The 24,590-nt window shown below is 63.1% G+C and carries 23 protein-coding genes; 3 read left to right on the top strand and 20 right to left on the bottom strand.

The window, feature by feature from the left end; genetic code table 11:
* Window positions 1-107: 107 nt before the first annotated feature.
* The 20 genes from HBH1_RS07820 to gyrA form a co-directional block, all read right to left on the bottom strand.
* Complete coding sequence (locus HBH1_RS07820; RefSeq protein WP_102662258.1) at window positions 108-1,355, bottom strand: CaiB/BaiF CoA transferase family protein; 1,248 nt, start codon at window positions 1,353-1,355, stop codon at window positions 108-110.
* Window positions 1,352-1,555 (bottom strand): hypothetical protein, encoded by a 204-nt coding sequence (locus tag HBH1_RS24865; protein ID WP_146012828.1) that lies wholly within the window; start codon window positions 1,553-1,555, stop codon window positions 1,352-1,354. Before HBH1_RS24865 ends, HBH1_RS07820 begins: the two co-directional genes overlap by 4 nt.
* A 90-nt stretch (window positions 1,556-1,645) precedes the next feature.
* Window positions 1,646-2,242: a recombination mediator RecR gene (gene recR / locus HBH1_RS07815; RefSeq protein ID WP_006465016.1), complete on the bottom strand. Its 597-nt coding sequence runs from the start codon at window positions 2,240-2,242 to the stop codon at window positions 1,646-1,648.
* Window positions 2,239-2,541: a YciI family protein gene (locus tag HBH1_RS07810; protein ID WP_102662257.1), complete on the bottom strand. Its 303-nt coding sequence runs from the start codon at window positions 2,539-2,541 to the stop codon at window positions 2,239-2,241. The genes recR and HBH1_RS07810 overlap by 4 nt, the downstream gene beginning before the upstream one ends.
* Before the next feature lie 103 nt (window positions 2,542-2,644).
* Window positions 2,645-2,971 (bottom strand): YbaB/EbfC family nucleoid-associated protein, encoded by a 327-nt coding sequence (locus HBH1_RS07805; RefSeq protein ID WP_006465014.1) that lies wholly within the window; start codon window positions 2,969-2,971, stop codon window positions 2,645-2,647.
* 85 nt (window positions 2,972-3,056) lie between these two features.
* A complete protein-coding gene (locus HBH1_RS07800; protein WP_102662256.1) occupies window positions 3,057-5,195 on the bottom strand; it encodes a DNA polymerase III subunit gamma/tau in 2,139 nt (712 codons plus the stop codon).
* A gap of 108 nt (window positions 5,196-5,303) precedes the next feature.
* Window positions 5,304-6,275: a GGDEF domain-containing protein gene (locus tag HBH1_RS07795; protein ID WP_102662255.1), complete on the bottom strand. Its 972-nt coding sequence runs from the start codon at window positions 6,273-6,275 to the stop codon at window positions 5,304-5,306.
* 263 nt (window positions 6,276-6,538) lie between these two features.
* Window positions 6,539-6,940 (bottom strand): ComEA family DNA-binding protein, encoded by a 402-nt coding sequence (locus HBH1_RS07790; protein ID WP_102662254.1) that lies wholly within the window; start codon window positions 6,938-6,940, stop codon window positions 6,539-6,541.
* Between the two features lie 130 nt (window positions 6,941-7,070).
* Window positions 7,071-8,006: a D-glycero-beta-D-manno-heptose-7-phosphate kinase gene (gene rfaE1 / locus HBH1_RS07785; protein WP_077235501.1), complete on the bottom strand. Its 936-nt coding sequence runs from the start codon at window positions 8,004-8,006 to the stop codon at window positions 7,071-7,073.
* A gap of 1 nt (window position 8,007) precedes the next feature.
* Window positions 8,008-9,387 (bottom strand): UDP-glucose dehydrogenase family protein, encoded by a 1,380-nt coding sequence (locus HBH1_RS07780; RefSeq protein ID WP_102662253.1) that lies wholly within the window; start codon window positions 9,385-9,387, stop codon window positions 8,008-8,010.
* Window positions 9,388-9,436: 49 nt separating this feature from the next.
* Window positions 9,437-10,612, bottom strand: coding sequence for a lipopolysaccharide assembly protein LapB (gene lapB / locus HBH1_RS07775; RefSeq protein WP_039874394.1), 1,176 nt, complete (start codon window positions 10,610-10,612; stop codon window positions 9,437-9,439).
* 16 nt (window positions 10,613-10,628) lie between these two features.
* Window positions 10,629-10,955, bottom strand: coding sequence for a LapA family protein (locus HBH1_RS07770; protein ID WP_039874393.1), 327 nt, complete (start codon window positions 10,953-10,955; stop codon window positions 10,629-10,631).
* A 318-nt stretch (window positions 10,956-11,273) separates the two neighbouring features.
* On the bottom strand, window positions 11,274-11,579 hold the full coding sequence (locus HBH1_RS07765; protein WP_006462119.1) for an integration host factor subunit beta: 306 nt from the start codon (window positions 11,577-11,579) through the stop codon (window positions 11,274-11,276).
* A 13-nt stretch (window positions 11,580-11,592) separates the two neighbouring features.
* Entirely contained in the window at window positions 11,593-13,308 is a 1,716-nt protein-coding gene (rpsA, locus tag HBH1_RS07760) for a 30S ribosomal protein S1 (protein ID WP_077235498.1), read from the bottom strand.
* Between the two features lie 215 nt (window positions 13,309-13,523).
* The gene (gene cmk, locus HBH1_RS07755; protein ID WP_102662252.1) at window positions 13,524-14,192 is read right to left on the bottom strand and encodes a (d)CMP kinase; all 669 of its coding nucleotides are present in this window, start codon (window positions 14,190-14,192) and stop codon (window positions 13,524-13,526) included.
* A 58-nt stretch (window positions 14,193-14,250) separates the two neighbouring features.
* Window positions 14,251-15,582, bottom strand: a complete 1,332-nt coding sequence (gene aroA, locus HBH1_RS07750) for a 3-phosphoshikimate 1-carboxyvinyltransferase (protein WP_102662251.1) — start codon at window positions 15,580-15,582, stop codon at window positions 14,251-14,253.
* Between the two features lie 77 nt (window positions 15,583-15,659).
* Complete coding sequence (locus HBH1_RS07745) at window positions 15,660-16,547, bottom strand: prephenate dehydrogenase (protein ID WP_102662250.1); 888 nt, start codon at window positions 16,545-16,547, stop codon at window positions 15,660-15,662.
* Window positions 16,548-16,586: 39 nt separating this feature from the next.
* Window positions 16,587-17,660: a prephenate dehydratase gene (gene pheA / locus HBH1_RS07740; protein WP_102662249.1), complete on the bottom strand. Its 1,074-nt coding sequence runs from the start codon at window positions 17,658-17,660 to the stop codon at window positions 16,587-16,589.
* Between the two features lie 129 nt (window positions 17,661-17,789).
* Window positions 17,790-18,902, bottom strand: a complete 1,113-nt coding sequence (gene serC / locus HBH1_RS07735) for a 3-phosphoserine/phosphohydroxythreonine transaminase (RefSeq protein ID WP_006462113.1) — start codon at window positions 18,900-18,902, stop codon at window positions 17,790-17,792.
* Window positions 18,903-18,960: 58 nt separating this feature from the next.
* A complete protein-coding gene (gene gyrA / locus HBH1_RS07730; protein WP_077235494.1) occupies window positions 18,961-21,606 on the bottom strand; it encodes a DNA gyrase subunit A in 2,646 nt (881 codons plus the stop codon).
* 775 nt (window positions 21,607-22,381) lie between these two features.
* Between gyrA and ompA the strand changes: the two genes are divergently transcribed.
* The 3 genes from ompA (at window position 22,382) to HBH1_RS07715 (ending at window position 24,590) form a co-directional block, all read left to right on the top strand.
* Complete coding sequence (gene ompA, locus HBH1_RS07725) at window positions 22,382-22,996, top strand: outer membrane protein OmpA (RefSeq protein WP_006462111.1); 615 nt, start codon at window positions 22,382-22,384, stop codon at window positions 22,994-22,996.
* 145 nt (window positions 22,997-23,141) lie between these two features.
* The gene (ubiG, locus tag HBH1_RS07720; protein WP_006462110.1) at window positions 23,142-23,867 is read left to right on the top strand and encodes a bifunctional 2-polyprenyl-6-hydroxyphenol methylase/3-demethylubiquinol 3-O-methyltransferase UbiG; all 726 of its coding nucleotides are present in this window, start codon (window positions 23,142-23,144) and stop codon (window positions 23,865-23,867) included.
* A gap of 66 nt (window positions 23,868-23,933) precedes the next feature.
* Window positions 23,934-24,590, top strand: a complete 657-nt coding sequence (locus HBH1_RS07715; protein ID WP_102662248.1) for an HAD family hydrolase — start codon at window positions 23,934-23,936, stop codon at window positions 24,588-24,590.

Here is a 24,590-nt window from a genome sequence, read left to right as displayed (position 1 = left end):
TCCTCCGTGTGTGGATGGGGGTGCTGCGTTTTTGCTGCTTTATTGTCTGCAGCCTGTGCAGTGTTGGTCCGCAATCCCGTGCAGATTGCGCTACCGTCGCGTGCCGCTCAGACCACGCCGTGGTCGCGCAGCATCTTGATGTGGGCCTCATCATACCCCAGCGATTGCAGGATTTCATCGCTATGGGCGCCCAGCTCGGGACCGAGCCACTTGGTCTGGCCGGGTGTCTCGGACATCTTGGGCGTGATGCCGGGCAGCTTGACCGGCGTGCCGTCGGCAAACTGGTGCTGCTCGAACATGTCACGCGCCAGGAACTGGGCGTCGCTCATCATGTCCTTGACCGAGTAGATCTTGCCGACCGGGACATCGGCCGCCTGCAGCGTGGTCAGGGCATTGTCGATGCTCTGCGTGCTGCACCACTGCTGGATGGCGGCGTCGATCTCGGCGGTACGCGGGACGCGACCGTCGTTGCGTGCCAGACCGGGGTCGCTGGCCATGTCGTCGCGACCGATGGCAGTCATCAGGCGCTTGAAGATGGCGTCGCCATTGCCGGCGATGACGATGTTCATGCCGTCGCCCGTGGTGTAGGTGTTGGAGGGCACGATGCCGGGCAGCGCGCCACCGGTGCGCTCGCGCACCACGCCGGCAAAGTCGAACTCGGGGACCATCGATTCCATCATGTTGAAGACGGCCTCATACAACGCCACATCCACCATCTGCCCCTGGCCGGCGACGCTGTCGTCACCCTGCTTGCCGTTCCAGCGGCCGCCTGTGACGTCGCGGTGGCGCAGCGCCATCATGGCGCCGATGACGCCGTGCAGGGCAGCGATGGAGTCGCCGATGGAGATGCCGATGCGCACCGGTGGACGATCCGGGTGGCCGGAGACGTAGCGGATACCGCCCATCGATTCGCCGATGGCGCCGAAGCCCGGCAGGTCGCGCAAGGGGCCGGTCTGGCCGTAGCCGGACAGGCGCACCATGATGGTGGCAGGGTTGATCTGCCTGAGGTCTTCATAGCCGAGCTTCCACTTTTCCAGCACGCCGGGACGGTAGTTCTCGATGATGACGTCGGCCTCCAGGGCGAGCTTGCGGGCGATTTCCTGGGCCCGCTCGTCCTTCATGTTGAGGGTGATGCTCTTCTTGTTGCGGGCCTGGACCGACCACCACAGCGAGGTGCCATCCTTGAGCACGCGCCATTGGCGCAGCGGGTCACCATTGCCGGGGGCTTCGACCTTGATCACGTCGGCGCCGAATTCGGCCAGCATGCGCGAGCAGAACGGGCCTGCAATCAGCGTCCCCAGTTCCAGTACCTTGATGCCGGCCAGCGGGCCGGGCTTGGATGTGCCAGTGCTCATCGTACTTGCACCGGATGGCTGACGCGCTGCGGCGCGGCCGATCCGGTGATCTCCTCCTGATCGTGATGCCGGACCTGGCTCTTGTCGGGTAGTGGCCAGTGTCCTGAAATGCGTGGGTTGGTGTGCAGTCCGGCGCGCAGGGTTGCTGCGCTGTCGCCTGCGGCAGCCTCCGGGGGTAGCGGGCGGCTGGCAGTCGTCATTCTATTGCAGCATGGACTGGATGTCGCGCATTTTGACCTTCATCGTCGACCTCATGCCTGCAAGTTTTTCATCTGAAAACCTGCCCGGCCTCACGTCGTGCGGCGGTCCAGCATGGCGCGGGCGATGGTGCCGGCATCCACGTATTCCAGCTCGCCGCCGACCGGGACGCCCCGTGCCAGGCGGCTGACCTTGAGGCCACGGGCCTTGAGGGTCTCGCTGATGTAGTGGGCGGTGGCTTCGCCTTCGTTGGTGAAGTTGGTGGCCAGCACCACTTCGGTGACCACGCCATCAGTGGCGCGGGTGATCAGCTTTTCGAGATGGATGTCACGCGGGCCGATGCCGTCCAGCGGCGAGAGGCGCCCCATGAGGACGAAATACAGGCCCTTGAAGGTCAGCGTCTGCTCGATCATGACCTGGTCGGAGGGCGACTCCACCACGCAGAGCTGGGTATGGTCGCGCTGGCTGTCCTGGCAGGTCTCGCAGATGACCTGCTCGGTGAAGGTGTTGCACAGCGCGCAATGACGGATGGTATCGAGCGCCTGCGCCAGCGATTTGCTGAGCTCGGCAGCGGCGTCGCGATCGTGCTGCAGCAGGTGGTAGGCCATGCGCTGCGCGGTCTTGGGCCCGATGCCGGGGAGCCGGCGCAGCGATTCGGTGAGGACGGTGAGACTGGAGGGCGTTTTCAATTGCGGTCTACGGAATAGCGGAAGGCTTCCAGCGCCTCGGCGGTCATCGAGGGGACGAATTCGATGATGTCGTATTCGGCCACGCCCCCGATAAAGAAGGGATCGGATTCCATGATGGCTTCGATCTCGGCGCGATCGGCGCAGTCGGCAATGATGATGCCGCCGGTGCGCGGGACCTTGCGGCCCGACATCAGGAACACGCCGTCGGCATATTGCTGGTTGAGGAATTTCTTGTGCGCGGTCAGCAGGGAGTCGATGTCGCCTGCCGGCTTGGTGTACGTGATCGAGACGATGAACATGGTGCATCCCCTAAACAATCGTGCATTCCGTCAACATCATGGATGTCTTGCTTTACCGCAGTGATCGTGGCGGCCCGGCATGCATGCGCGGGCCGCACCGACCTCAGAACGGCATCTTGAAGCCCGGGGGCATCGGCATGCCGGCCGTGACGCCGGACATCTTTTCCTGGGCGGTGGCTTCAGCCTTGCGCACGGCGTCATTGAAGGCTGCGGCGACCAGGTCTTCCAGCATGTCCTTGTCGTCAGCCAGCAGCGACGGATCGATGGAGACGCGCTTGACGTCGTTCTTACAGGTCATCACGACCTTCACCAGGCCGGCACCGGACTGGCCTTCCACCTCGATATTGGCCAGTTGTTCCTGGGCCTTCTTCATGTTGTCCTGCATGGCCTGTGCTTGCTTCATCAGACCTGCGAGTTGACCTTTCATCATGCTCATGCTCCTTGTTTCAATTTCACGGGATTCTATCGCGTTTGCGGAAGCGCCCGGCAATCCGGTCGACCCTTCCGTTCCTGCTTCACAACGCCTGGATCGACCCCGGCACGATGGTGGCGCCGAATTCGCGCATCATGGTCATCACGAAGGGGTCGCTGGTCATCTTCTGTTCGGCCTTGCGCTGGCGCTCGGCGCGCTCGGCTTCGGCCACTGCGTTGGCCGTGTCGGCGACGGCGCCGAGTTCGGTCTCCACGCGGATTTCCTTGCCGAAGCGTTCTGACAGGGCGGCCACCAGTTTTTCCACGCTGCCCGAGGAACGCAGGGTATCGAGGGGAATGCGCAGGTGGAAGCAGACATTGCCGCCATTGAGCGCTTCGCAGCGCACCAGTTCACTCTGGAACGCCATCTGATGGGCCACGCCGCGCAGTGCCAGGCTGGCGGCCAGGCTGGGCCAATGGCCGTCCCAGCCCAGTTCAGCGGCGATGCGGGCGGTTTCCTGCTGCTGTGCGGGTGTGGCGGCCGGGCGCTGGGGTGCGGCGGGCGCGGCCGGTGCAGCCGGTACGACGGCGACAGCGGGCTCAGTTTTTTTTTCAGCCGCGAAGCCAGCGGGTGGCATCGTGTCCACGCGTGCATCCTCTTCCCAGGGCGGGATGGCGTCGAAGGGCGGTGGTTCGGGCATGTCCGGCACGTCCGACGCCAGCGGCGCGGCGGCACGGGGAGCCGAAGCAGCCGGGGCGGAAGCCGCCTGCGCAGCGACCTCTGCAGGCACCGACGCCGGTGTCGGCGCGGGTGTCGGACGAGCAGCGGGAGCCTTGCCGTTCTTGCCGACGCGGGCTGCCATCAGCGCTGCCTCGCGGGCCGATGCCGGGGCTGCAGGGGCGGCACGCGTAGCAGATGCGGCTGAAGCTGTTGCAGGTGCTGCGGATGCGTTTGCTGCGGCCGGCGCAATCGGTGCAGTCGGCACGGTCGGCGCTGGCGCTGCTGCCGGGGCCTGCACGCGGGCGACCGGGGCACTGGTCACGGCCGCTTGCGGCGCCATCAGCGGGGCCGCCTGGCGCGGTGCGGCCGGGCGGGCCGCAGTCGGTGCTGCAGCGCCAGGCACCGGGCCGGAGCCAGTGGCACTGACCGGGCGGAAAGCCAGCATGCGCAAGAGCGTCATGCTGAAGCCGGCGTATTCGTCGGGGGCCAGGCCCAGTTCATTGCGGCCGTGCACGGCGATCTGGTAGAACAGCTGCACATGCTCGGGACTGAACTGGGTCGCCAGGCGCAGGATATCTTCGCGGTTGGGCAGGTCCTCGGCCAGTGCAGCGGGTACGGCCTGCGCCAGCGCGATCTGGTGCAGCAGCGTCCCCAGGTCTTGCAGTGCGGCATTGTAGGACAGGCTGCGGGTCGCCATGTCGTCGGCCACACCCAGCAGGGCGGCGCCATCCTGCACGGCCAGGGCGTCGAGGACGCGGATCAGGTAGGACTGGTCCAGCGCGCCCAGCATGCCCTGCACGGCTTCCAGGGTGACCCGGCCGGCGGCATAGGCGATGGCCTGGTCGGTCAGCGACAGCGCATCGCGCATGGAGCCCGACGCCCCTTGCGCCAGCAGGCGCAGCGCGGGGGGATCGAACGCGATGCCTTCCTGGTTCAGGATGTTGTCGAGATGGCTGATGATGTGGCCGGGCGGCATCTGCTTCAGGTTGAACTGCAGGCAGCGCGACAGCACGGTCACGGGAATCTTTTGTGGATCTGTGGTGGCGAGGATGAACTTGATGTGCTCGGGCGGCTCTTCCAGCGTCTTCAGCATGGCGTTGAAGGCGTGGTTGGTGAGCATGTGCACTTCGTCGATCATGTAGACCTTGAAGCGGGCGTTGGACGGCGCGTAGATGGCCTGTTCCAGCAACTGCGCCATCTCGTCCACACCGCGGTTGGAGGCGGCGTCCATCTCGATGTAATCGACGAAGCGGCCGGCATCGATGGCCACGCAGGCTTCGCACACGCCACAGGGAGCCGCGGTGATGCCGCCGTTGCCATCCGGGCCGACGCAATTGAGCGATTTGGCCAGGATGCGCGAGAGCGTGGTCTTGCCTACGCCACGGGTCCCGGTGAACAGATAGGCGTGGTGCAGCCGCTGCTGTTCCAGCGCGTGCGTCAGCGCGCGCACGACGTGTTCCTGGCCTACCAGGGTGTCGAAGCTGCGGGGACGATATTTACGGGCGAGAACTTGATAGGACATGAGGTGGCTGCAGTCGGCTTTTTGGCTCAGGGGGGCATTTTAAGCTATTTCGCCGCCCGTATCGCCTTTGCCTGCATGCACTGCCGCCGCCAGCCCCTGCCGGCCGGATCAGGTCGCGGCGCGGCGCGCCTTCTTGCGCTCGTACATGGCTGCATCGGCGTCGCGCTGCAGGGCAGCCAGGTCAGGGTGCTGCTCTGGATCGTACTGCACCGCACCGACGCAGTAGTCCAGCTGATACTGGCGCTGGCCACTCTGGTTGAAGGCTTGCACCGCCTGCTGCAGATGCTGCAGGACGACGACCGAATCGTCCAGGGAAGTATTGGTCAGGAAAACCGCGAATTCATCACCGCCCAGGCGCCCGATGACATCGGATTCGCGCAGGTTGGCCATGAGCAGGCCGGCGAAATCGGTCAGCGCCTGATCGCCTTCGGAATGCCCGAAGCGGTCGTTGATCTGCTTGAAATGGTTCAGGTCGAAATTGAGCACGCAGGCGGCATGGCCGATGCGCCGGGCGTTGGCCAGGGCGTGCCGGGCCAGCGCCTCGAAGCCGCGCCGGTTCGAGACCCCGGTGAGGTCGTCGATGGTGGCCAGTTTCACGGCAGCCAGTTCCTGTTCGACCATGGCAGCCAGGTCCTTGAGCAGGAATTGCTCATCGACATCGAAACTGCGGGGGACCGTATCGACCAGGCACAGGGTGCCGAGGGTGAAGCCGCTTTCGCTCTTGATGGGACACCCGGCGTAGAACCGGATGAAGGGTTCGCCGGTGACCTGCGGATTGGTGGCGAAACGCGCATCGAGCCGGGCGTCGGGAACGATGGTCAGGTCTTCGCTCAGGATGGCATGGGCGCAGAAGGAAACGTCACGCGAGGTCTCGGTGGCATCGCCCAGTCCCACGCAGGACTTGAACCACTGACGATGGACGTCGACCAGCGTCACCACCGCCATCGGTACATCGAACAGACGCCGCGCCAGGCGGGTCAGGCGGTCGAAGCGCTCTTCCCTGGGCGTATCGAGGATGCGCAGCGAATGCAGGGCGTCGATGCGGGCAGCTTCATTGACGGGGAGCTCGGCAATTATCATGATTCATCAACGCAGATGGACGTGGTTGCCCTGGTTAACGGCAGGCTGCGGCTCACTTTAACCCCAAATTTTTCGAGAAACAAGATTTAGTTATGCACAAGAAGCGCGGACATCGCCCTCGCCCGCTTCCCATTGCCTGACATCGAACAGCAGGCCTCCCCTACCTCGGCCCGCCGTCAGGCGCCAGACCCATCGACGCTGTCGTGCCATCCTGCGGATGCCCTTGCTACGAAGGCTTTCCCCGGATCAGCAACTTCCAGCCGTCACTTCTTGGCGGCCGCCGGCTCTTCGGCCATCTTGTCAGCCTTGGCGGCGGGCTCCTTGCCCTTGTTCTCAGCGCGCGGGGATTTGGCGGCTTTACCCGAGCGGGCCACCGCGTCGCCGGACGCTCCGGCCTTAGGCTGACCGTTCACCGTCAGGCCATTGGCGGACAGCTTGGCGGCGGCCTTGTCCTTGATGCCCTTGACCCTCGCCTGCAGGTCGCTCCAGTCCTTGAAGCTGCCGCCCTTCTGGCGTTCATCCAGGATGCGCCTGGACATGGAGGGACCGATTCCGCGTACGCCATCGAGGGCGGCCTGATCAGCCTTGTTGACGTCCACCTCGGCCAGCGCGAGACCGGTGGCGACGAAAAAGCTCAGTATGAACAACAGGGTTTTCTTTAACATGATGCGTCCTTTCGACTTTCTGGATTGAGGGAAAAAACAAAGGGCAGCGCATCCGGAAATGCGCTGCCCATCCTCAACGAAAGTCACAGCAGCCTGTTGACAGTAATCCAGCTAGAAAACCGCTCTCAAATCACCCCGCCAGCAATTCCTCGCGGGTCACGGTAGCGGTACCGAGCTTGCCGACCACGATGCCTCCGGCACGATTGGCCATAGTGACGGCATCCACCAGCGAAGCGCCTGCGCCCAGCATCACGGCCAGGGTGCCGATGACGGTATCGCCTGCGCCAGAGACGTCGAACACTTCACGCGCCATGGTGGGGAAGTGAGTGACTTCGCCATCGCGGTACAAGCTCATGCCTTCTTCAGAACGGGTCAGCAGCAAGGCTTCGAGGTCCAGTTCGGTACGCAGTTTCTGGGCGCGTGCGGTAAGGTCTTCCTCGTTCTTCCACTGGCCGACGATGCGCACCATCTCCGACTTGTTGGGCGTGAGGATGGAGGCACCGGCATAGGGCGTGAAATCGTCGCCCTTGGGATCGACCAGGATGCGCTTGCCCAACTTCTTCGCGGTGGCGATCATCTCGGCGACGTTGACCAGCCCGCCCTTGGCGTAATCGGAAAAGACGATGACGTCGTAATCGGCCACCAGCGAGTTGAACTGGGTCAGCTTGTCGCGCAGTACGGTATCGGTAGGCGCCTCTTCGAAGTCGATGCGCACCAGCTGCTGCTGGCGGCCGATCACGCGCAGCTTGACGATGGTGGCGATGCTGGGGTCGCGGTTCAGGTGGCTGTCGATGCCCATCTCGCGCAGCATGTTCTCCATCACGCGCGCCGGTTCGTCGTCGCCGGTGACGCCCAGCAGCGCCGTCCTGGCTCCCAGGCTGGCCGTATTGCGTGCCACGTTGGCGGCGCCACCCAGGCGCTCCTCGCGGCGTTCCACGCGCACCACCGGAACCGGGGCTTCGGGAGAGATGCGGTTGACTTCGCCGAACCAGTAGCGGTCCAGCATGACATCGCCCACGATGAGGATGCGGGCGGAATCCCAGGCGGAAGAGAGGTCCTTGTTCACGTTATTGTCCACGCGCTTGAAGAGTGCGGCCGATGCCGTAGTATTCGATGCCGCTGTCGGCCATGAGCTGCGGATCGAACAGGTTGCGGCCATCGAAGATGACCGGGGTCTTCAGTACCGCCTTGACGCGCTCGAAATCAGGGCTGCGGAAGGCCTTCCATTCGGTGACGATGGCCAGGGCGTCGGCGCCTTGCAAGGTGTCGTTGGGCGAGGCGGCGAAGCGGATCTTCTGCAGCAGCTGCGTATCGTCGGCGAAGTCCAGTTCCAGCACGCGGCCGGCTTCCTTCATGGCCACCGGATCGTAGACGGCCACGCTGGCGCCGCGTCGTACCAGTTCGCCGATCAGCACCCGCGATGACGCTTCGCGCATGTCGTCGGTATTGGGCTTGAAGGCCAGCCCCCAGATCGCGAAGTGCTTGCCCGCCAGGTCTTCGCCGAAGCGGGTGACGATCTTCTTGCCCAGCACGTGCTTCTGGCGATCGTTGACACGCTCGACGGCCTGCAGGATCAGCAGTTCCTGGTCGTAGTCGCGGGCGGTGCGCTCCAGCGCCTGCACATCCTTGGGGAAGCAGGAGCCGCCATAGCCGCAGCCGGCATACAGGAAGCTGTGACCGATACGCGGGTCGGAACCGATGCCGTGACGCACGGACTCGATGTCGGCACCTACCCGATCGGCCAGGTTGGCCAGCTCGTTCATGAAGGAAATGCGCGTGGCCAGCATGGCGTTGGCGGCGTATTTGGTGAATTCGGCCGAGCGCACGTCCATCCAGTAGGTACGCTCATGGTTGCGGTTGAAGGGCGCGTAGAGCTTCTTCATCAGCTTCTGTGCGCGCTGGCCATCGGCGCTCTGATCGTGACCGATCACGATGCGGTCGGGCCGCATGAAGTCTTCTACCGCTGCGCCTTCCTTGAGGAATTCCGGATTGGAGACCACCGAGAAGCTGGCATCGGTCTTGCCGCGCTGTGCCAGTTCCTCGGCGATGGCGGCCTTGACGCGGTCAGCCGTACCCACCGGCACGGTGGACTTGTCGACCACCACCTTGAAGCCTTCCATGTGACGGCCGATGTTGCGGGCAGCGGCCAGCACGTATTGCAGGTCGGCCGAGCCGTCTTCGTCGGGCGGAGTACCCACCGCGATGAACTGGATATCCCCGTGGGCCACGCTGGCGGCCACGTCGGTGGAAAACTGCAGGCGGCCGGCAGCACGGTTGCGCGCCACCACTTCTTCCAGGCCCGGTTCGTGGATGGGGATGCCGCCGTTGTTGAGGATGTCGACCTTGCGCTGGTCGAGGTCCAGGCAGAACACATCGTTGCCGAGTTCGGCCAGGCAGGCGCCGGTCACCAGGCCAACGTAGCCGGTGCCGATGATGGTGATTTTCATGGTAGATCCAGAGTGTCAGGTACGGCCATGCGGCCTTGATTCATCACGTTCAGTTCATAACGTTCAGTTCTTCGGTGCGGCGCGGCGGATAGGTCTCCCACTGGCTGCAGCCCGGGCATTGCCAATAGAACTGGCGGGCCTTGAAACCGCAGTGGCTGCACTGGTAGCGTGCCAGCTTCTGGGTATAGCCATGCACCAGGGTCTTGACCACCGCCAGCTCGGGACGCACGGTCTGGGGCGCACTCATCATGCGGGCTTCCAGGAACTTGTCCAGACCCAGCAGCGTGGGCGTACGACGCAGCTCGTCGCTGACCAGGACGTTGGCGGCGTCGATGCCATCGGCGTCGAGGACGGCCTTGAAGACCACTTCCAGCAAGTCGATCGACGGCGCTTCGGCCAGGTAGGCGCGCAGCAGGTTGATACCCTCCTGCGGGCGGCCCACGGCGATATAGCCATCCATCAGGCGCTGCGCCACCAGGGCGGTATGCGGCACGCTCTGGTGCTCCACACGGCGCCAGGTTTCCAGCGCGCCCTCGATGTCGCCACGGGCGCGCAGCGCGTCGCCCATCAGCATGGTGGCGCGTACGCTCTTGCGGTCAGCGGCCAGGGCCTTGTCCAGCAGGGACATGGCGGCGTCGGTATTGGTGCGCACCAGTTCGTCGGCAGCCAGTTCGCAATAGAACTGGGCGATCTCGCGCTGGCGCCCACCGGCGCCGGTAGCCTGCAGGATCTCGGCCGCGGCGATGGCGCGGGTCCACTCCTTCTCGCGCTGGTAGATTTCCAGCAGGGCGCGACCGGCCTGGGCACTATAGGGGGTGTCGATGAGCTTGTTGAAGGTTTCCTCGGCGCGGTCGAGCAGGCCGGCCTTCAGATAATCCTGGCCCAGTTCATACAGGGCATGTCCGTGGTGCTCGGCCGGCAGGTCCGGGCGCGCCAGCAGGTTCTGGTGCACGCGGATGGCGCGTTCGGTCTCGCCACGGCGGCGGAACAGGTTGCCCAGGGCAAAGTGCAGTTCTACCGTTTCCGGATCCAGCTTGACGATTTCGATGAAGGCGTCGATGGCCTTGTCGGGTTGCTCGTTGAGCAGGAAGTTGAGGCCCTTGAAATAGCCGCGTGGCAGGGTACGCGATTCGGACAGCAACTGGTTGATGTCAACCCGCGCGGCAATCCATCCGAGTCCGAAGAAGACCGGGATGCCGAGCAACCACCAAAATTCAAATTCCATAAAGAGAGAGGGGCAATTAGAGGATGTGCTGCGCGGTGATCACGCTGTCGGGCTGTGGCGGCTGGGCCTGTGCCTGGACCAGGTCTTCCTGGGCCTTCTGGATCTGGGCCAGGGTCTTCTTGTAGCGCGAGGCTTCACGGCGATGGCGCAAGACCAGCGGCACCATGGCCAGCACGCCCAGGACCGCGCCGACCACGAAGAAGGCCAGCAGGACCAGCACCAGCGGGTCGCTGCGCTCATAGCCGAGGAAGAAGTGCATGGTCACTTCCTGGGTGTTGCGCAGGGCGAAGAAAAAGAAGAACACGAACAGGATGGCCGCGATCAATCGGGAGAGTATTTTCATGGCGTAATCCTTTCTGGCGGGTCAGTGTGCTGCCCGGAAGGCCGCCTGCGCACCTCGCGGCGGGGCGTGCCGGATCGCAATTATTGCGCTGGCCGGAAAAATCGGGCCTGTTTCGCTCGCTTTCCAGGTCAATCCAGGTCAAATGCGGATTGTACGTGAAAAAAAACGGCATCCAAAGATGCCGTTCATTTTGTTGATCTGCCTTTACACCCGCTCAGCGTGCGCTGGGCAGGTGCAAGGCGTCAACGATTACTGCAGCCTGACATCGCCATCAATGAAGCTGGCGACAAGAACTGCCTGGTCACAGGCCAAGCCGGTTCAATCCTCGCGGATTGGCTGGCCGACCATCGCATCGACGCGTTCGCGCAATTCCTTGCCGGGCTTGAAGTGCGGCACCCGTTTTTCGGGAACCATCACCTTGTCGCCAGACTTGGGATTGCGGCCGATACGCGGCGGACGGCGGTTGAGCGCGAAGCTGCCAAAACCACGGATCTCGATGCGCTGGCCGGTCGCAAGTGCGTCGACCATGGCATCGAGGATGGTCTTGACCGCGTAATCCGCATCCTTGGCGACAAGTTGCGGATAACGCTCAGCCAGACGGGCGATCAGCTCCGACTTCGTCATCGTGACCGGAAGATCAGTTCTTGTTGTCGAGCTTGGCCTTCAGCAGCGCGCCCAGGCTGGTGGTGCCCGAAGCAGCGTTGGAGTCAGCCGACATCTTCTGCATGGCTTCCTGGGTCTCGGCGTTGTCCTTGGCCTTGATCGACAGCTGGATGCTGCGGGCCTTGCGGTCGATGTTGATGACCAGGGCTTCGACGGAATCGCCAACCTTCAGGTGGGTACCGGCATCTTCCACGCGGTCGCGGGAGATTTCGGATGCACGCAGGTAGCCTTCGACTTCGTCGTTCAGCTGGATCACGGCGCCCTTGGGCTCAACCGACTTGACGGTACCGGTCACCAACGCACCCTTGTCGTTCAGGGCGGCGAAGTTGTTGAACGGGTCGCCTTCCAGTTGCTTCACGCCCAGGGAGACGCGTTCGCGCTCCACGTCGATGGCCAGAACAACGGCTTCCAGCTCGTCGCCCTTCTTGAACTTGCGCACGGCTTCTTCGCCAGCTTCGGTCCAGGACAGGTCGGACAAGTGCACCAGGCCGTCGATGTTGCCCGGCAGGCCGATGAACACGCCGAAGTCGGTGATCGACTTGATGGAACCCTTGACCTTGTCGCCCTTCTTGTGGCTCATGGCGAAGTCGTCCCAAGGATTCGGCTTGCACTGCTTCATGCCCAGGGAGATACGACGACGCTCTTCGTCGATTTCCAGAACCATGACTTCGACTTCGTCGCCCAGCTGGACAACCTTGTTCGGGGCCACGTTCTTGTTGGTCCAGTCCATTTCGGAGACGTGCACCAGGCCTTCGATGCCTTGTTCGACTTCCACGAATGCACCGTAGTCGGTCAGGTTGGTGACCTTGCCGAACAGGCGGGTGCCTTGCGGGTAGCGACGCGACAGACCGGTCCACGGATCGTCGCCCAGTTGCTTCACGCCCAGGGAGACGCGGTTCTTCTCTTGATCGTACTTGAGGACCTTGGCGGTGATCTCTTGGCCAACCGACAGCACTTCCGACGGGTGACGCACGCGACGCCATGCCAGGTCGGTGATGTGCAGCAGGCCGTCGATGCCACCCAGGTCAACGAACGCACCGTAGTCGGTGATGTTCTTGACGATACCGGTGACGACGGTGCCTTCCTTCAGGGTTTCCATCAGCTTGGCGCGCTCTTCGCCCATGGAGGCTTCGATCACGGCACGGCGCGACAGAACCACGTTGTTGCGCTTGCGATCCAGCTTGATGACCTTGAATTCCAGGGTCTTGCCTTCGAACGGGGTGGTGTCCTTGACCGGACGGGTGTCGACCAGCGAACCCGGCAGGAAGGCACGGATGCCGTTGGTCAGAACGGTCAGGCCGCCCTTGACCTTGCCATTGACGGTACCGGTGACGATCTCGCCGGACTCCATCGCCTTTTCCAGCGAGAGCCACGATGCCAGACGCTTGGCCTTGTCGCGCGACAGGATGGTGTCGCCGAAGCCGTTTTCCAGCGATTCGATCGCAACGGAGATGAAGTCGCCGACGTTGACTTCGACTTCGCCGTTGTCGTTCTTGAATTCTTCAACAGGGATGAATGCTTCCGACTTCAGGCCGGCGTTGACGATCACGAAGTTGTGATCCAGGCGCACGACTTCTGCCGAGATGACTTCACCCGAACGCATGTCCTGACGCGACAGCGATTCTTCAAACAGAGCAGCAAATTCGCTGGAGGTATCAACACCTGCAGCGATAACGGTAGTGGTAGACATAAAAGAAAGTAAGAAAGATTGGCCGGTATCCGTACGATGCAATCGTCCCGACTTGCACTGCCGCCTGCGTTGCCGCCGATGGCATGGATACTGGGTTAGGTTTATCAACACCCGTCAGACTTTGCATCTGCCGGGCACCAATGGCACTACGGGTACAACAAGGACTTGCCCATGATGGCAGCGAAAAGCGCTTTTTCAAGCAGATTCAAGCGCTTTCAATGCCCCAGGGCAGCGTACCAGCTGAGTACCTGCTGCACCGCTTCGTCAGCGGTCATGTCGGATGTATCCAGGTGATATGCGCCCTCCGCAGGCTTCAAGGGGGCCGACGAGCGACTCATGTCGCGTTCGTCACGTTCCTTCAAATCTCTGGAGAGGTCTTCGATATTAGCAGAAAAACCCTTGTCAATCAATTGCTTATAGCGTCTTGTGGCGCGCGCTTCCACACTGGCGGTCAAAAACACCTTCAGACGGGCGTTGGGGAAGATGACAGTACCCATGTCGCGACCATCGGCCACCAGGCCGGGGGATTTCCTGAATGACAACTGCAGGGCATACAAGGCCTGGCGCACGGTGATCAGGGCGGCGATGCGGGAGGCGGTATTGCCTACCTCTTCGGCACGGATGGCCTGGGTCACGTCTTCATTGGCCAGGAAGATGTGGGCACCATCGAAATGGCAGTGCAGGTGCTCGGCCGCCTTGGCCAGCGCATGCTCGTCGTCCAGGGCGATGCCGCGCCGCAGCACGGACAGCGCCGTCAGGCGGTACAGCGCGCCCGAATCCAGGTAATGGAAACCCAGTTGCTGGGCCACCTTCTGGGCCACGGTGCCCTTGCCCGAGGCGGTGGGACCATCAATGGCGATGACCGGTATCTTTGCTTTTTCCATGGCCTGAACCCTTTATCAGTGAATAATTTAGCGCAATTTCTCGTTACTACAGGGTTTATCAGATCAAGGTTTGCTCGGCAATCTTTTTGAAGACGTCGAAGTAATCCGGGAAGGTCTTGGCCACGCATTTGGGGTCATTGATGCGCACCCGGTTGCCACGCCGCAATGCACCATCCAGCGATGCCAGGGAGAAACACATGGCCATGCGATGGTCGTCATAGGTGTCGATGGCGGCGCTGCCGATCTCGGCCGGCGGCGTCACCTTCAGGTAGTCGGCGCCCTCCTCCACCTCGGCGCCGAGCTTGCGCAGCTCAGTGGCCATGGCAGCCAGGCGGTCGGTTTCCTTGACGCGCCAGCTGGCGATATTGCGCAAGGTGCTGGGGCCGTCGGCATAGAGCGCGGCCACGGCGATGGTCATGGCGGCGTCGGGAATATGGTTGAAATCGGCTTCGATGGCCTTCAAGGGGCCATTGGACGAGGCCTCGATCCAGTTCTCACCCATGGTAATGGTGGCCCCCATCTGCTGCAGCGCCTCGACGAAGCGCACATCGCCCTGGATGCTGTCGCGGCCCACCCCTTCGACCCGGATCGGGCCGCCGGTGATGGCGCCGGCCGCCAGGAAGTAGGAGGCCGAGGACGCATCGCCCTCCACGTGGATGCTGCCCGGGCTGCGGTAGTGCTGGCCGGGCTGGATGATGAACTGATGCCAGCCATCACGCTCGACCTCGACGCCGAAGCGGCGCATCAGGTTCAGCGTGATCTCGATATAGGGCTTGGAAATGAGCTCGCCGACCACGTCGATCTGCATCGCCTCTTCGCGCGCCATCAAGGGCGCGGCCATCAGCAAGGCGGTCAGGAACTGGCTGGACACATTGCCGCGCACCTTCATGCGCGAGGAAGTCAACTGGCCACGACGGATATGCAGCGGTGGATAACCCGGGTTGCCGGTGTAGTCGATGCGCATGCCCACCGCATTCAGGGCGTCAACCAGGTCGCCGATGGGGCGCTCATGCATGCGCGGCACGCCGTGCAGCGTGTAGTCGCCACCCAGCACGGCCAGCGCCGCGGTGAGCGGGCGGATGGCAGTGCCGGCATTGCCCATGAAGAGATCGGCCTGGTGCACCGGCAGCACGCCGTTGACGCCATGCACGATGTAATCCTGGGTGCCTTCGATCTGCTCCCACTTCACGCCCAGGGTCTGCAAGGCCATCAGCATGACCAGGGTATCGTCGGAGGCCAGCAGGTCGAAGATACGGGTGGTACCGCCGGACAGCGCCGCCAGCAGCAGGATGCGGTTGGAGATGCTCTTGGAGCCTGGCAGCTTGACCGTGCCTTGCACGTGGTGCACCGGAGCCAGGTCGATATGACGGGGGTAGGAAGGCTGTTTCATCGTGATTCGTTTTCGGTGGATGAATCGGGCCGCCGCAGCGGCACGCAAAGTTTCAGTATTCTGCCGGCCAGGCGGGCTCAGCCATTCTTGCGCTCGGCCGCCTCGATGGCGGCGGCCCATTGCTGGCGCGCATCGCGGGCGCTGGCATAGACCTGTTCCAGTGCGGGGCCATCGCTATTGGCAATCATCTCGCGGATGGCCTGCAATTGCACCAGATAGGCATCGACTTCGGTCAACAGGGCATCGCGGTTGGCCAGCGTGATGTCGCGCCACATCTCGGGCGAAGAAGCGGCGATGCGGGTGAAATCGCGAAAACCGCTGGCCGCATACTGGAACAGCGTGTCCGCATGCGGCTTGGCGGCGATGTCGTCCACCAGCGCAAAGGCCAGCACATGCGGCAGATGGCTGACCGAGGCGAACACCGCGTCATGCTCCTGCGGCGAAAGCCGGTGGATGATGGCACCACAGGCGCGCCAGGCGGCGGCGACCGTTTCCACGTCCCGTGCGGCGTTCTCGGGCAAGGCGGTGATGACCACCTTCTTGCCTTCGTAGAGGTCGGCCAGGGCGGCTTCCGGGCCATGCTGTTCACGCCCGGCGATCGGATGGGCCGGGACGAACTGGCCGATGCGCGCACCCAGCGCCTTGCGGGCTGCGGCGACCACGTCGCCCTTGGTGCTGCCGGCGTCGGTGACGATGGCCTGCGGGTTCAGGTACGGGGCAATCGAGGCCAGGATGGTTTCGGTCTGGGCCACCGGGGCGGCCAGCAGGATCAGGTCGGCCCCCTCGACCGCAGCCGCCGGGTCGGTGGCGACGGTATCGATGAGACCCAGTTCACGGGCGCGCTCCAGGCTGACCAGGGAGCGACCGACACCGACGATGTGGTCGGCCTGACCGGCACGGCGCAGCGCCAGGGCAAACGAGCCGCCGATGAGGCCCACGCCGAAGATGACGACTTTCTTGAACACGGTGGACTCGGACGGTAAAGGTGTCAGGACGGCCGGCACTTACAGGCCCAGCGGATAGGAACCCAGCAGCTTGAAGAAGGCGGCATTCTGGCGCAGTTCCTCCAGCGCCTGGGCGACCTTCTCGTCCTGCTCGTGACCTTCCAGATCGACGTAGAAATAGTATTCCCACGCGCCCATGCGGGCCGGTCGCGACTCGAAGCGCGTCATCGACACGCCATGACGCGCCAGTGGCGCCAGCAGGTTGTAGACCGCCCCCGCCTTGTTGGGCACCGACAGCACGATGGAAGTCTGGTCACGGCCGGAGGGCGCCGTACGCAGACGGCCGATGATGGCGAAGCGGGTGCGATTGTGCGGGTCGTCCTGGATGTGCGCGTTGACGGTCTGCAGGTTGTACTTCTGCCCGGCGATCTCGCCGGCGATGGCCGCCACGCTCTTGTCTTCACCTGCCATGCGCGCCGCCTCGGCGTTGGAGGCCACCGCCTGGCGTTCGATCGAAGGATAGTTCATATTCAGCCACGCATTGCACTGGGCCAGGGCCTGCGAGTGTGCACAGATGCGGGTGATGCCCTCCATCTTGCCGTCGGCGGTCATGAGGCTGTGATGCACGGGGATGGAGACTTCGCCGCTGATGGTCAGCGTGGTCTGCAGCAGCAGATCCAGGGTGCGGTTGATGACGCCTTCGGAGGAATTCTCGATGGGCACCACGCCGAAATCGGCGGTGCCGGCTTCGGCGTCGCGGAACACTTCATCGATGGACACGCAGGGCAGTCCTTCGATGGCGTGGCCGAACTGCTGGTACACGGCCTGTTCGCTGAAGGTGCCCTCGGGGCCGAGATAGGCCACGACCACGCGTTTTTCCAGCGCGCGGCAGGCCGACATCACTTCGCGGAAGATGGTCTGGATATCGGTTCCCAGCAAGGGGCCGGGATTGCGGTCGGCGGCGCGGCGCAGCACCTGGGCTTCGCGCTCGGGGCGAAACACGGGGGCATTGGTCTCGGCCTTGACGTGACCCACTTCCTGCGCGACGCGGGCGCGCTGGTTCAGCAGGTCGAGGATTTGCGCATCGATGGCATCGATCTTCTGGCGCAGGGGCAGCAACTTGTCGTCACTCATCTTGCTCTTTCAGTGTCTGCAGCCGCACTCCGGCGCGAAGGCCGGCCTGCGGCGCTCTTGGCATGGCGTTGGCATGGCGCACGACCGAAGGCCGGCACTGCACGGGCAAGCTGCCCGGTCAGGTGCGGTTCAACCGTGCTGCTTTTCGAAGTCTTTCAGATAATCGACCAGGGCCTGTACGCCCTCGATCGGCATCGCGTTGTAGATCGATGCACGCATGCCGCCGACCGACTTGTGGCCTTTCAGCTGCAGCAGGCCGCGCTCTTTGGCGCCGGCCAGGAAAGTGTCATTGAGCGACTCGTCGCGCAGGAAGAACGGCACGTTCATGCGGGAACGGCAATCGGCTGCGATACGGTTGCTGTAGAAATCGGTACTGTCCAGGTAGCCGTAGAGCAGCCCGGCCTTGGCGATGTTGCGCGCTTCCAGCGCAGCCACGCCGCCCTGGCGCTTGATCCACTGGAACACCAGGCCGGCGATGTAGATCGCGTAGGTCGGCGGGGTGTTGTACATGGAGTCGTTGTCGGCCACGATCTTCCAGTCGAAGGCCGAGGGGCAGAACGGCAGCGCGTGACCCAGCAGGTCTTCGCGCACGATGACGATGGTCACGCCGGCCGGGCCGATGTTCTTCTGCGCGCCACCATAGATGACGCCGTACTTCGAGACATCGACCTCGCGCGAGAGGATGTGCGAAGACATGTCGGCTACCAGCGGCGCACCGTCGGTATCGGCGGCAACCTCGGGGGTGTATTGGTATTCGACGCCGTCGATGGTCTCGTTGCTGCAGATGTGCACATAGGCCGCATTGCGCGAGAGCTTCCAGTCACCGCGCGCCGGAATGCTGGCGAACTTGCGGTCGGCCGAGGAAGCCGCCACGTTGACGGTACAGTAGCGCCCTGCCTCCTTGATCGACTTGGTCGACCAGGAACCGGTGTTGATGTAGTCGGCCACGCCCACTTCGTGCTTGCCGGCCGGTGAACGCAGGGCCGCCAGGTTCATGGGGATGATGGCGTTTTCGGCAATCGCCCCGCCCTGCAGGAACAGCACCTTGTAGTTGGCTGGGATGTTCATCAGCGCGCGCACGTCGGCCAGCGCGGCTTCGATGATGGACATGTACTCCTTGCCGCGATGGCTCATCTCCATGACCGACATGCCGCTGCCATGCCAGTCCAGCATCTCGTCGGCCGCCTGTTGCAGCACTTCCTTGGGCAATACCGCCGGTCCGGCGGAAAAGTTATAAACCATTTCTGCGTTCGCCATCAAAAAAGGCGGCCAGCATCTCGCCAGCCGCCCGGGACTTGCTTTACTCGCCAGCGGCAGGAGCTTCGCTGCCGGCACCCTCGGCGTTCTCGCCGTCCATCACGTCTTCCACATCGGACTCGACCACGCGTTGCAGGCCGGACAGCTTGGTGCCGTCCTCTACCGCGATCAGGGTCACACCCTGGGTGGCACGGCCCATTTCGCGGATCTCCGACACGCGGGTGCGAATGAGCACGCCACCGGTGGTGATCAGCATGATCTCGTCGGTGGAATCGACCAGAGTCGCTGCCACTACCTTGCCGTTACGCTCGCTGGTCTGGATCGCGATCATGCCCTTGGTGCCACGGCCATGGCGGGTGTACTCGGTGATCGGGGTACGCTTGCCGAAGCCGTTCTCGGTGGCGGTGAGCACCGACTGCTGCTCGTTCTCTGCCACCAGCAGGGCGATGACCTGCTGCGTTTCTTCCAGGTTCATGCCGCGCACGCCACGGGCGGTACGGCCCATGGGACGCACGTCGTTCTCGTCGAAACGCACGGCCTTGCCGGCATCCGAGAACAGCATCACGTCATGCGCACCGTCGGTCAGCGCGGCACCGATCAGGAAGTCGCCTTCATCGAGGTCCACGGCGATGATGCCGGCCTTGCGCGGGTTGGAGAAGTCCGACAGCGGGGTCTTCTTGACCGTGCCCAGGCTGGTCGCCATGAAGACGTAGCGGTCATCCGGGAAGCTGCGGTTGGCGCCCGACACCGGCAGGATCACCGTGATCTTCTCGCCATCCTGCAGCGGGAACATGTTGACGATGGGCTTGCCGCGCGAGTTGCGCGAACCTTGCGGCACTTCCCAGACCTTCAGCCAGTACAGGCGGCCACGGTTGGAGAAGCACAGGATGTAGTCGTGCGTGTTGGCGATGAAGAGCTGGTCGATCCAGTCGTCATCCTTGGTCGCCATGGCCTGCTTGCCGCGACCGCCACGCTTTTGCGCGCGGTATTCGGAGACCGGCTGCGACTTCATGTAGCCGGTGTGCGAAAGCGTGACCACCATGTCCTGCGGCGTGATCAGGTCTTCGGTGGCCAGGTCGGTGGCGTTGTGCTCGATGGTGGAGCGACGCTCGTCCTTGGCACCGATGCCGTAATCGTTGCGGGCAGCGTTGAGTTCGTCGGTGATGATGGCGGTCACGCGGGCCGGCTTGGACAGGATGTCCAGCAGGTCGGCGATCTGCGCCATGACTTCCTTGTATTCGTTGACGATCTTGTCCTGCTCCAGGCCGGTCAGGCGCTGCAGACGCATCTGCAGGATTTCCTGGGCCTGATCGTCGGAGAGCTTGTACATGCCATCGGACTGGATGCCGTAATGGGCCGGCAGGCTTTCCGGACGGAAGGCTTCGATGCCGCCTTCGTTGGCTTCGCCGGCGCGGGCCAGCATCTCGCGCACCATGGACGAATCCCAGGCGCGCGACATCAGTTCGGCCTTGGCGATCGGCGGCGTCGGTGCGGCGCGGATGATGGCGATAAAGTCATCGATGTTGGCCAGTGCCACGGCCAGACCTTCCAGCACGTGACCGCGTTCGCGCGCCTTGCGCAGTTCGAACACGGTGCGACGGGTAACCACTTCGCGACGGTGCGACAGGAAGCATTCCAGCAGCTGCTTCAGGTTCAGCAGGCGGGGCTGGCCATCGACCAGGGCGACCATGTTCATGCCGAAGGTGTCCTGCAGCTGGGTCTGCTTGTAGAGGTTGTTGAGCACCACCTCGGGCACTTCACCGCGCTTCAATTCGATGACCACGCGCATGCCCGACTTGTCGGACTCGTCGCGCAGGTCGGAGATGCCTTCCAGTTTCTTGTCGCGCACCAGCTCGGCGATGCGTTCCAGCAGGGCCTTCTTGTTGACCTGGTAGGGCAGCTCATCGACGATGATGGCGATACGACCTTCGCGGCCATACTCTTCGAAGTGGGTCTTGGCGCGCATGACCACACGGCCGCGACCGGTACGATAACCGTCGCGCACGCCGGAGACGCCATAGATGATGCCGCCAGTCGGGAAGTCCGGTGCCGGCACCAGTTCGATCAGCTCATCGATGGTGCAATGCTCGTTGGCCAGCAGGTGCAGCGCGCCGTTGATCACCTCGGTGATGTTGTGCGGCGGGATGTTGGTGGCCATGCCCACGGCGATGCCGGAGGAGCCGTTCACCAGCAGGTTGGGGATACGGGTCGGCAGGACCGAAGGTTCCTTTTCCTTGCCGTCGTAGTTGGGCACGAAATCGACGGTTTCCTTCTCGATGTCGGCCAGCAGTTCGTTGGAGATCTTGTCCAGGCGGCACTCGGTGTAACGCATCGCCGCGGCGCCGTCGCCGTCGATGGAACCGAAGTTGCCCTGGCCGTCGACCAGGGTATAGCGCAGCGAGAAGTCCTGGGCCATGCGCACCAGGGTGTCATAGATGGACGCGTCACCGTGCGGGTGATACTTGCCCATCACTTCACCGACCACGCGCGCGCACTTCACGAAGGGACGGTTCCAGACGTTGTTCATCTCGTGCATCGCGTACAGCACGCGGCGGTGCACCGGCTTCAAGCCATCGCGCACGTCCGGCAGTGCCCGACCCACGATCACGCTCATGGCGTAATCGAGGTAACTCTTGCGCATCTCTTCTTCGAGGGAAATGGGGATGGTTTCTTTAGCGAATTGATCCATTGGAGAGTCGAAAGATGTTTCCCGGCCAGAAAATCCTGCCGGGCGGGCGTGGCCCTTGGACTGATCAGAACAGTGGATTCTAGCACGCCAGGAGGGTCAAAAGCCCTTCAACCGCCCTCAAAACGCCTCCAACGGCGTGCTTCACCGCCCGTCAGGAAAGTGACGCAAAATTCAGATGCCCGCTGCACAGCCGCTCCCAGCCTGCGAGAGCGGCTGACTTCGCGGAAGCTTTCGCTATATATATTAGTGGCGGCATCCGGCAGCCAGGCCGTTGACGCATCAGGTTGGCGAGATGGAAACGGAAGCATTGCCAGAAGGCATCGTTTTCCTTGCGTTGGCCTACCCGATGCCAAAATAACAAGCGCCTAAAAACTTTCTCGGGATCATTCCCGTGCCCCGGCACAGAAAAATGATCCACATCGTCGTCGACAATGCTCCGGAGAAAATGACAACTACTTGCCGAGACGAAAATGCGCGAACTGTATGAAAAATAAGGATTTTCTAGAAAAAATCGGGGTTTTTCAGGCTCAGATGGAACAAAAACGGCTCAAAAATATCCCGTTGCGAAGAAACAACACAGTCCCAAAAACGTTGTCTGGACCAATTGGCAAGCATCGCTCAAGGGCAATCCGTGTGGCAGAATGGCGGCTAAGTTCATTACTAGCCCCATGGAACAAGGGCCTGTGACGACCTGAACACATGATATTATTCATTTTTTGATGTCGTAATCTTGTAGCGCAGTTTATCTGCGGATATCTCACCCGAGAGGAGAAACATGAACAAATTAGCAAAACTCGTCTTCGCTGCTGCGTCCGCAGCCATCGCACTGTCTGCCACCGCTCAGGAAACCAAGGACATCAAGGTTCGTCCCGGCAGCCTGTACCTGCAAGATGGCCGTGACGTCGTGACCCGCAGCGGTTACGGTCTGTGCTGGCAAACCGCTTACGTGAACGGTCCGTGCGAAGAACCGCCGGCACCGGCTCCGGTTGCCGCTGCTGCTCCTGCTCCGGCTCCGGCTCCTGTCGCTGCTCCGACCTCGGAAAAGGTCACCTACGCTGCTGACGCATTCTTCGACTTCGACAAGGCAACCCTGAAGCCGGCTGGCAAGGCCAAGCTGGACGAACTGGTTGGTAACCTGAAGGCCATCAACCTGGAAGTCATCATCGCCGTCGGCCACACCGACTCGATCGGCTCCGTCGCCTACAACCAGAAGCTGTCGGTTCGCCGCGCTGAGTCCGTCAAGGCCTACCTGGTGTCGAAGGGCGTTGAAGCCAACCGCGTCTACACCGAAGGTAAGGGCAAGTCGCAACCGGTCGCTGACAACAAGACCGCTGCTGGCCGCGCCAAGAACCGTCGTGTGGAAATCGAAGTTGTGGGTACCCGCAAGTAATCGATTGACGCTACAAGGCTCAATGAACCCCGCTTCGGCGGGGTTTTTTTATTGCTGCGGCATTTGCGCGTCAGCCGCTTTTTGCCGCCTCACTTGATCTGCCGCCGCCAACCGGGACTGTCCGTTTGGGCTATCATTAGGCCCCATGAACACGACCAATGCGACCAACGCGACCATGAACGCCGATCCCCAAGAGATCCAGAAATTCAGTGAACTGGCCCATCGCTGGTGGGACCCGGGTTCCGAGTTCCGTCCCCTGCACGAAATCAACCCGCTGCGCCTGGAGTGGATCAATGCCCGCGCTCCGCTGGCCGGCAAGAAAGTCATCGACATCGGCTGCGGCGGTGGCATCCTGGCCGAATCCATGGCCATCAAGGGCGCCGACGTCACCGGCATCGACCTCTCCGACAAGGCCCTGAAAGTGGCCGACCTGCACAGCATGGAGTCGGGCGTACAGGTGCGCTACGAGAAGATCGCCGCCGAAGACATGGCCGCACGCGAAGCCGGCCAGTACGACGTGGTGACCTGCATGGAAATGCTGGAACACGTCCCCGATCCGGCCGCCATCGTGCGCGCCGCCGCCACCCTGGCCAAGCCGGGCGGCAAGCTGTTCTTCTCCACGCTCAACCGCAACATGAAGTCCTACCTGATGGCCATCATCGGCGCCGAATACGTCCTGCGCCTGCTGCCCAAGGGCACGCACGATTACGCCAAGTTCATCACCCCGGCCGAACTGGCCCGTTACACCCGCGAGGCCGACCTGCAGATCGACGCCTTCAAGGGCATGGGCTACAACCCCTTGACCAAGATCTACTCCCTCAACGAAGACACCAGCGTCAACTACCTGGTCGCCTGTACCAAGCTGGCCTGATCCGCCATCGCGCCGCAGCGCCCTGCTGCGGCCGCTCCTCTCCACCGCCATCACAGACAAGACCCCATGCCATTACGCCCTCCGCGCGCAATCCTGTTCGACCTTGACGGCACCCTCGCCGATACCGCGCCCGACCTTGCGGCCGCCGCCAATTTCCTGCGCCAGGAGCGCGGCCTGGACGATGCGCCCTATGAGCAGCTTCGCCCGGTCGCCTCGGCCGGTGCACGCGGCCTGATCGGGGCAGCGCTCGGCATCCATCCCGACCACGAAGAATATGAAGCGCTGCGCGTGCGCTTCCTGGATCGCTACGAAGCCAACATGAGCCGGCACAGCCGCCTGTTCGATGGCATCCCCGAACTCCTGGCACAGCTGGAATCGCGCCAGATCGCCTGGGGCATCGTCACCAACAAGGCTGCGCGCTTCACCGACGTGCTGGCCCCGCAGATCGGCCTAGGCCACGCTGCCTGCATCGTCTCCGGCGATACCACCCCGCATCCCAAGCCCCATCCCGCCCCGTTGCTGGAAGCTGCACGGCGCCTGCAACTGGCGCCCGAGGATTGCTGGTACGTCGGCGACGACCTGCGCGACATCCAGGCCGGCCGGGCCGCCAGCATGCCCACCATCGCCGCCGCCTGGGGCTACTGCGGCCACAGCGAGCCCACCGGATGGGATGCCGACGCCTTGCTGCACGCCCCACTGCAGATCCTCACCCTCCTCTCCTGA

The organism is Herbaspirillum sp. BH-1 (genome assembly GCF_002870055.1).
GTDB lineage: Bacteria > Pseudomonadota > Gammaproteobacteria > Burkholderiales > Burkholderiaceae_D > Herbaspirillum > Herbaspirillum frisingense.
This window is presented reverse-complemented; position numbering and strand designations above follow the sequence as displayed.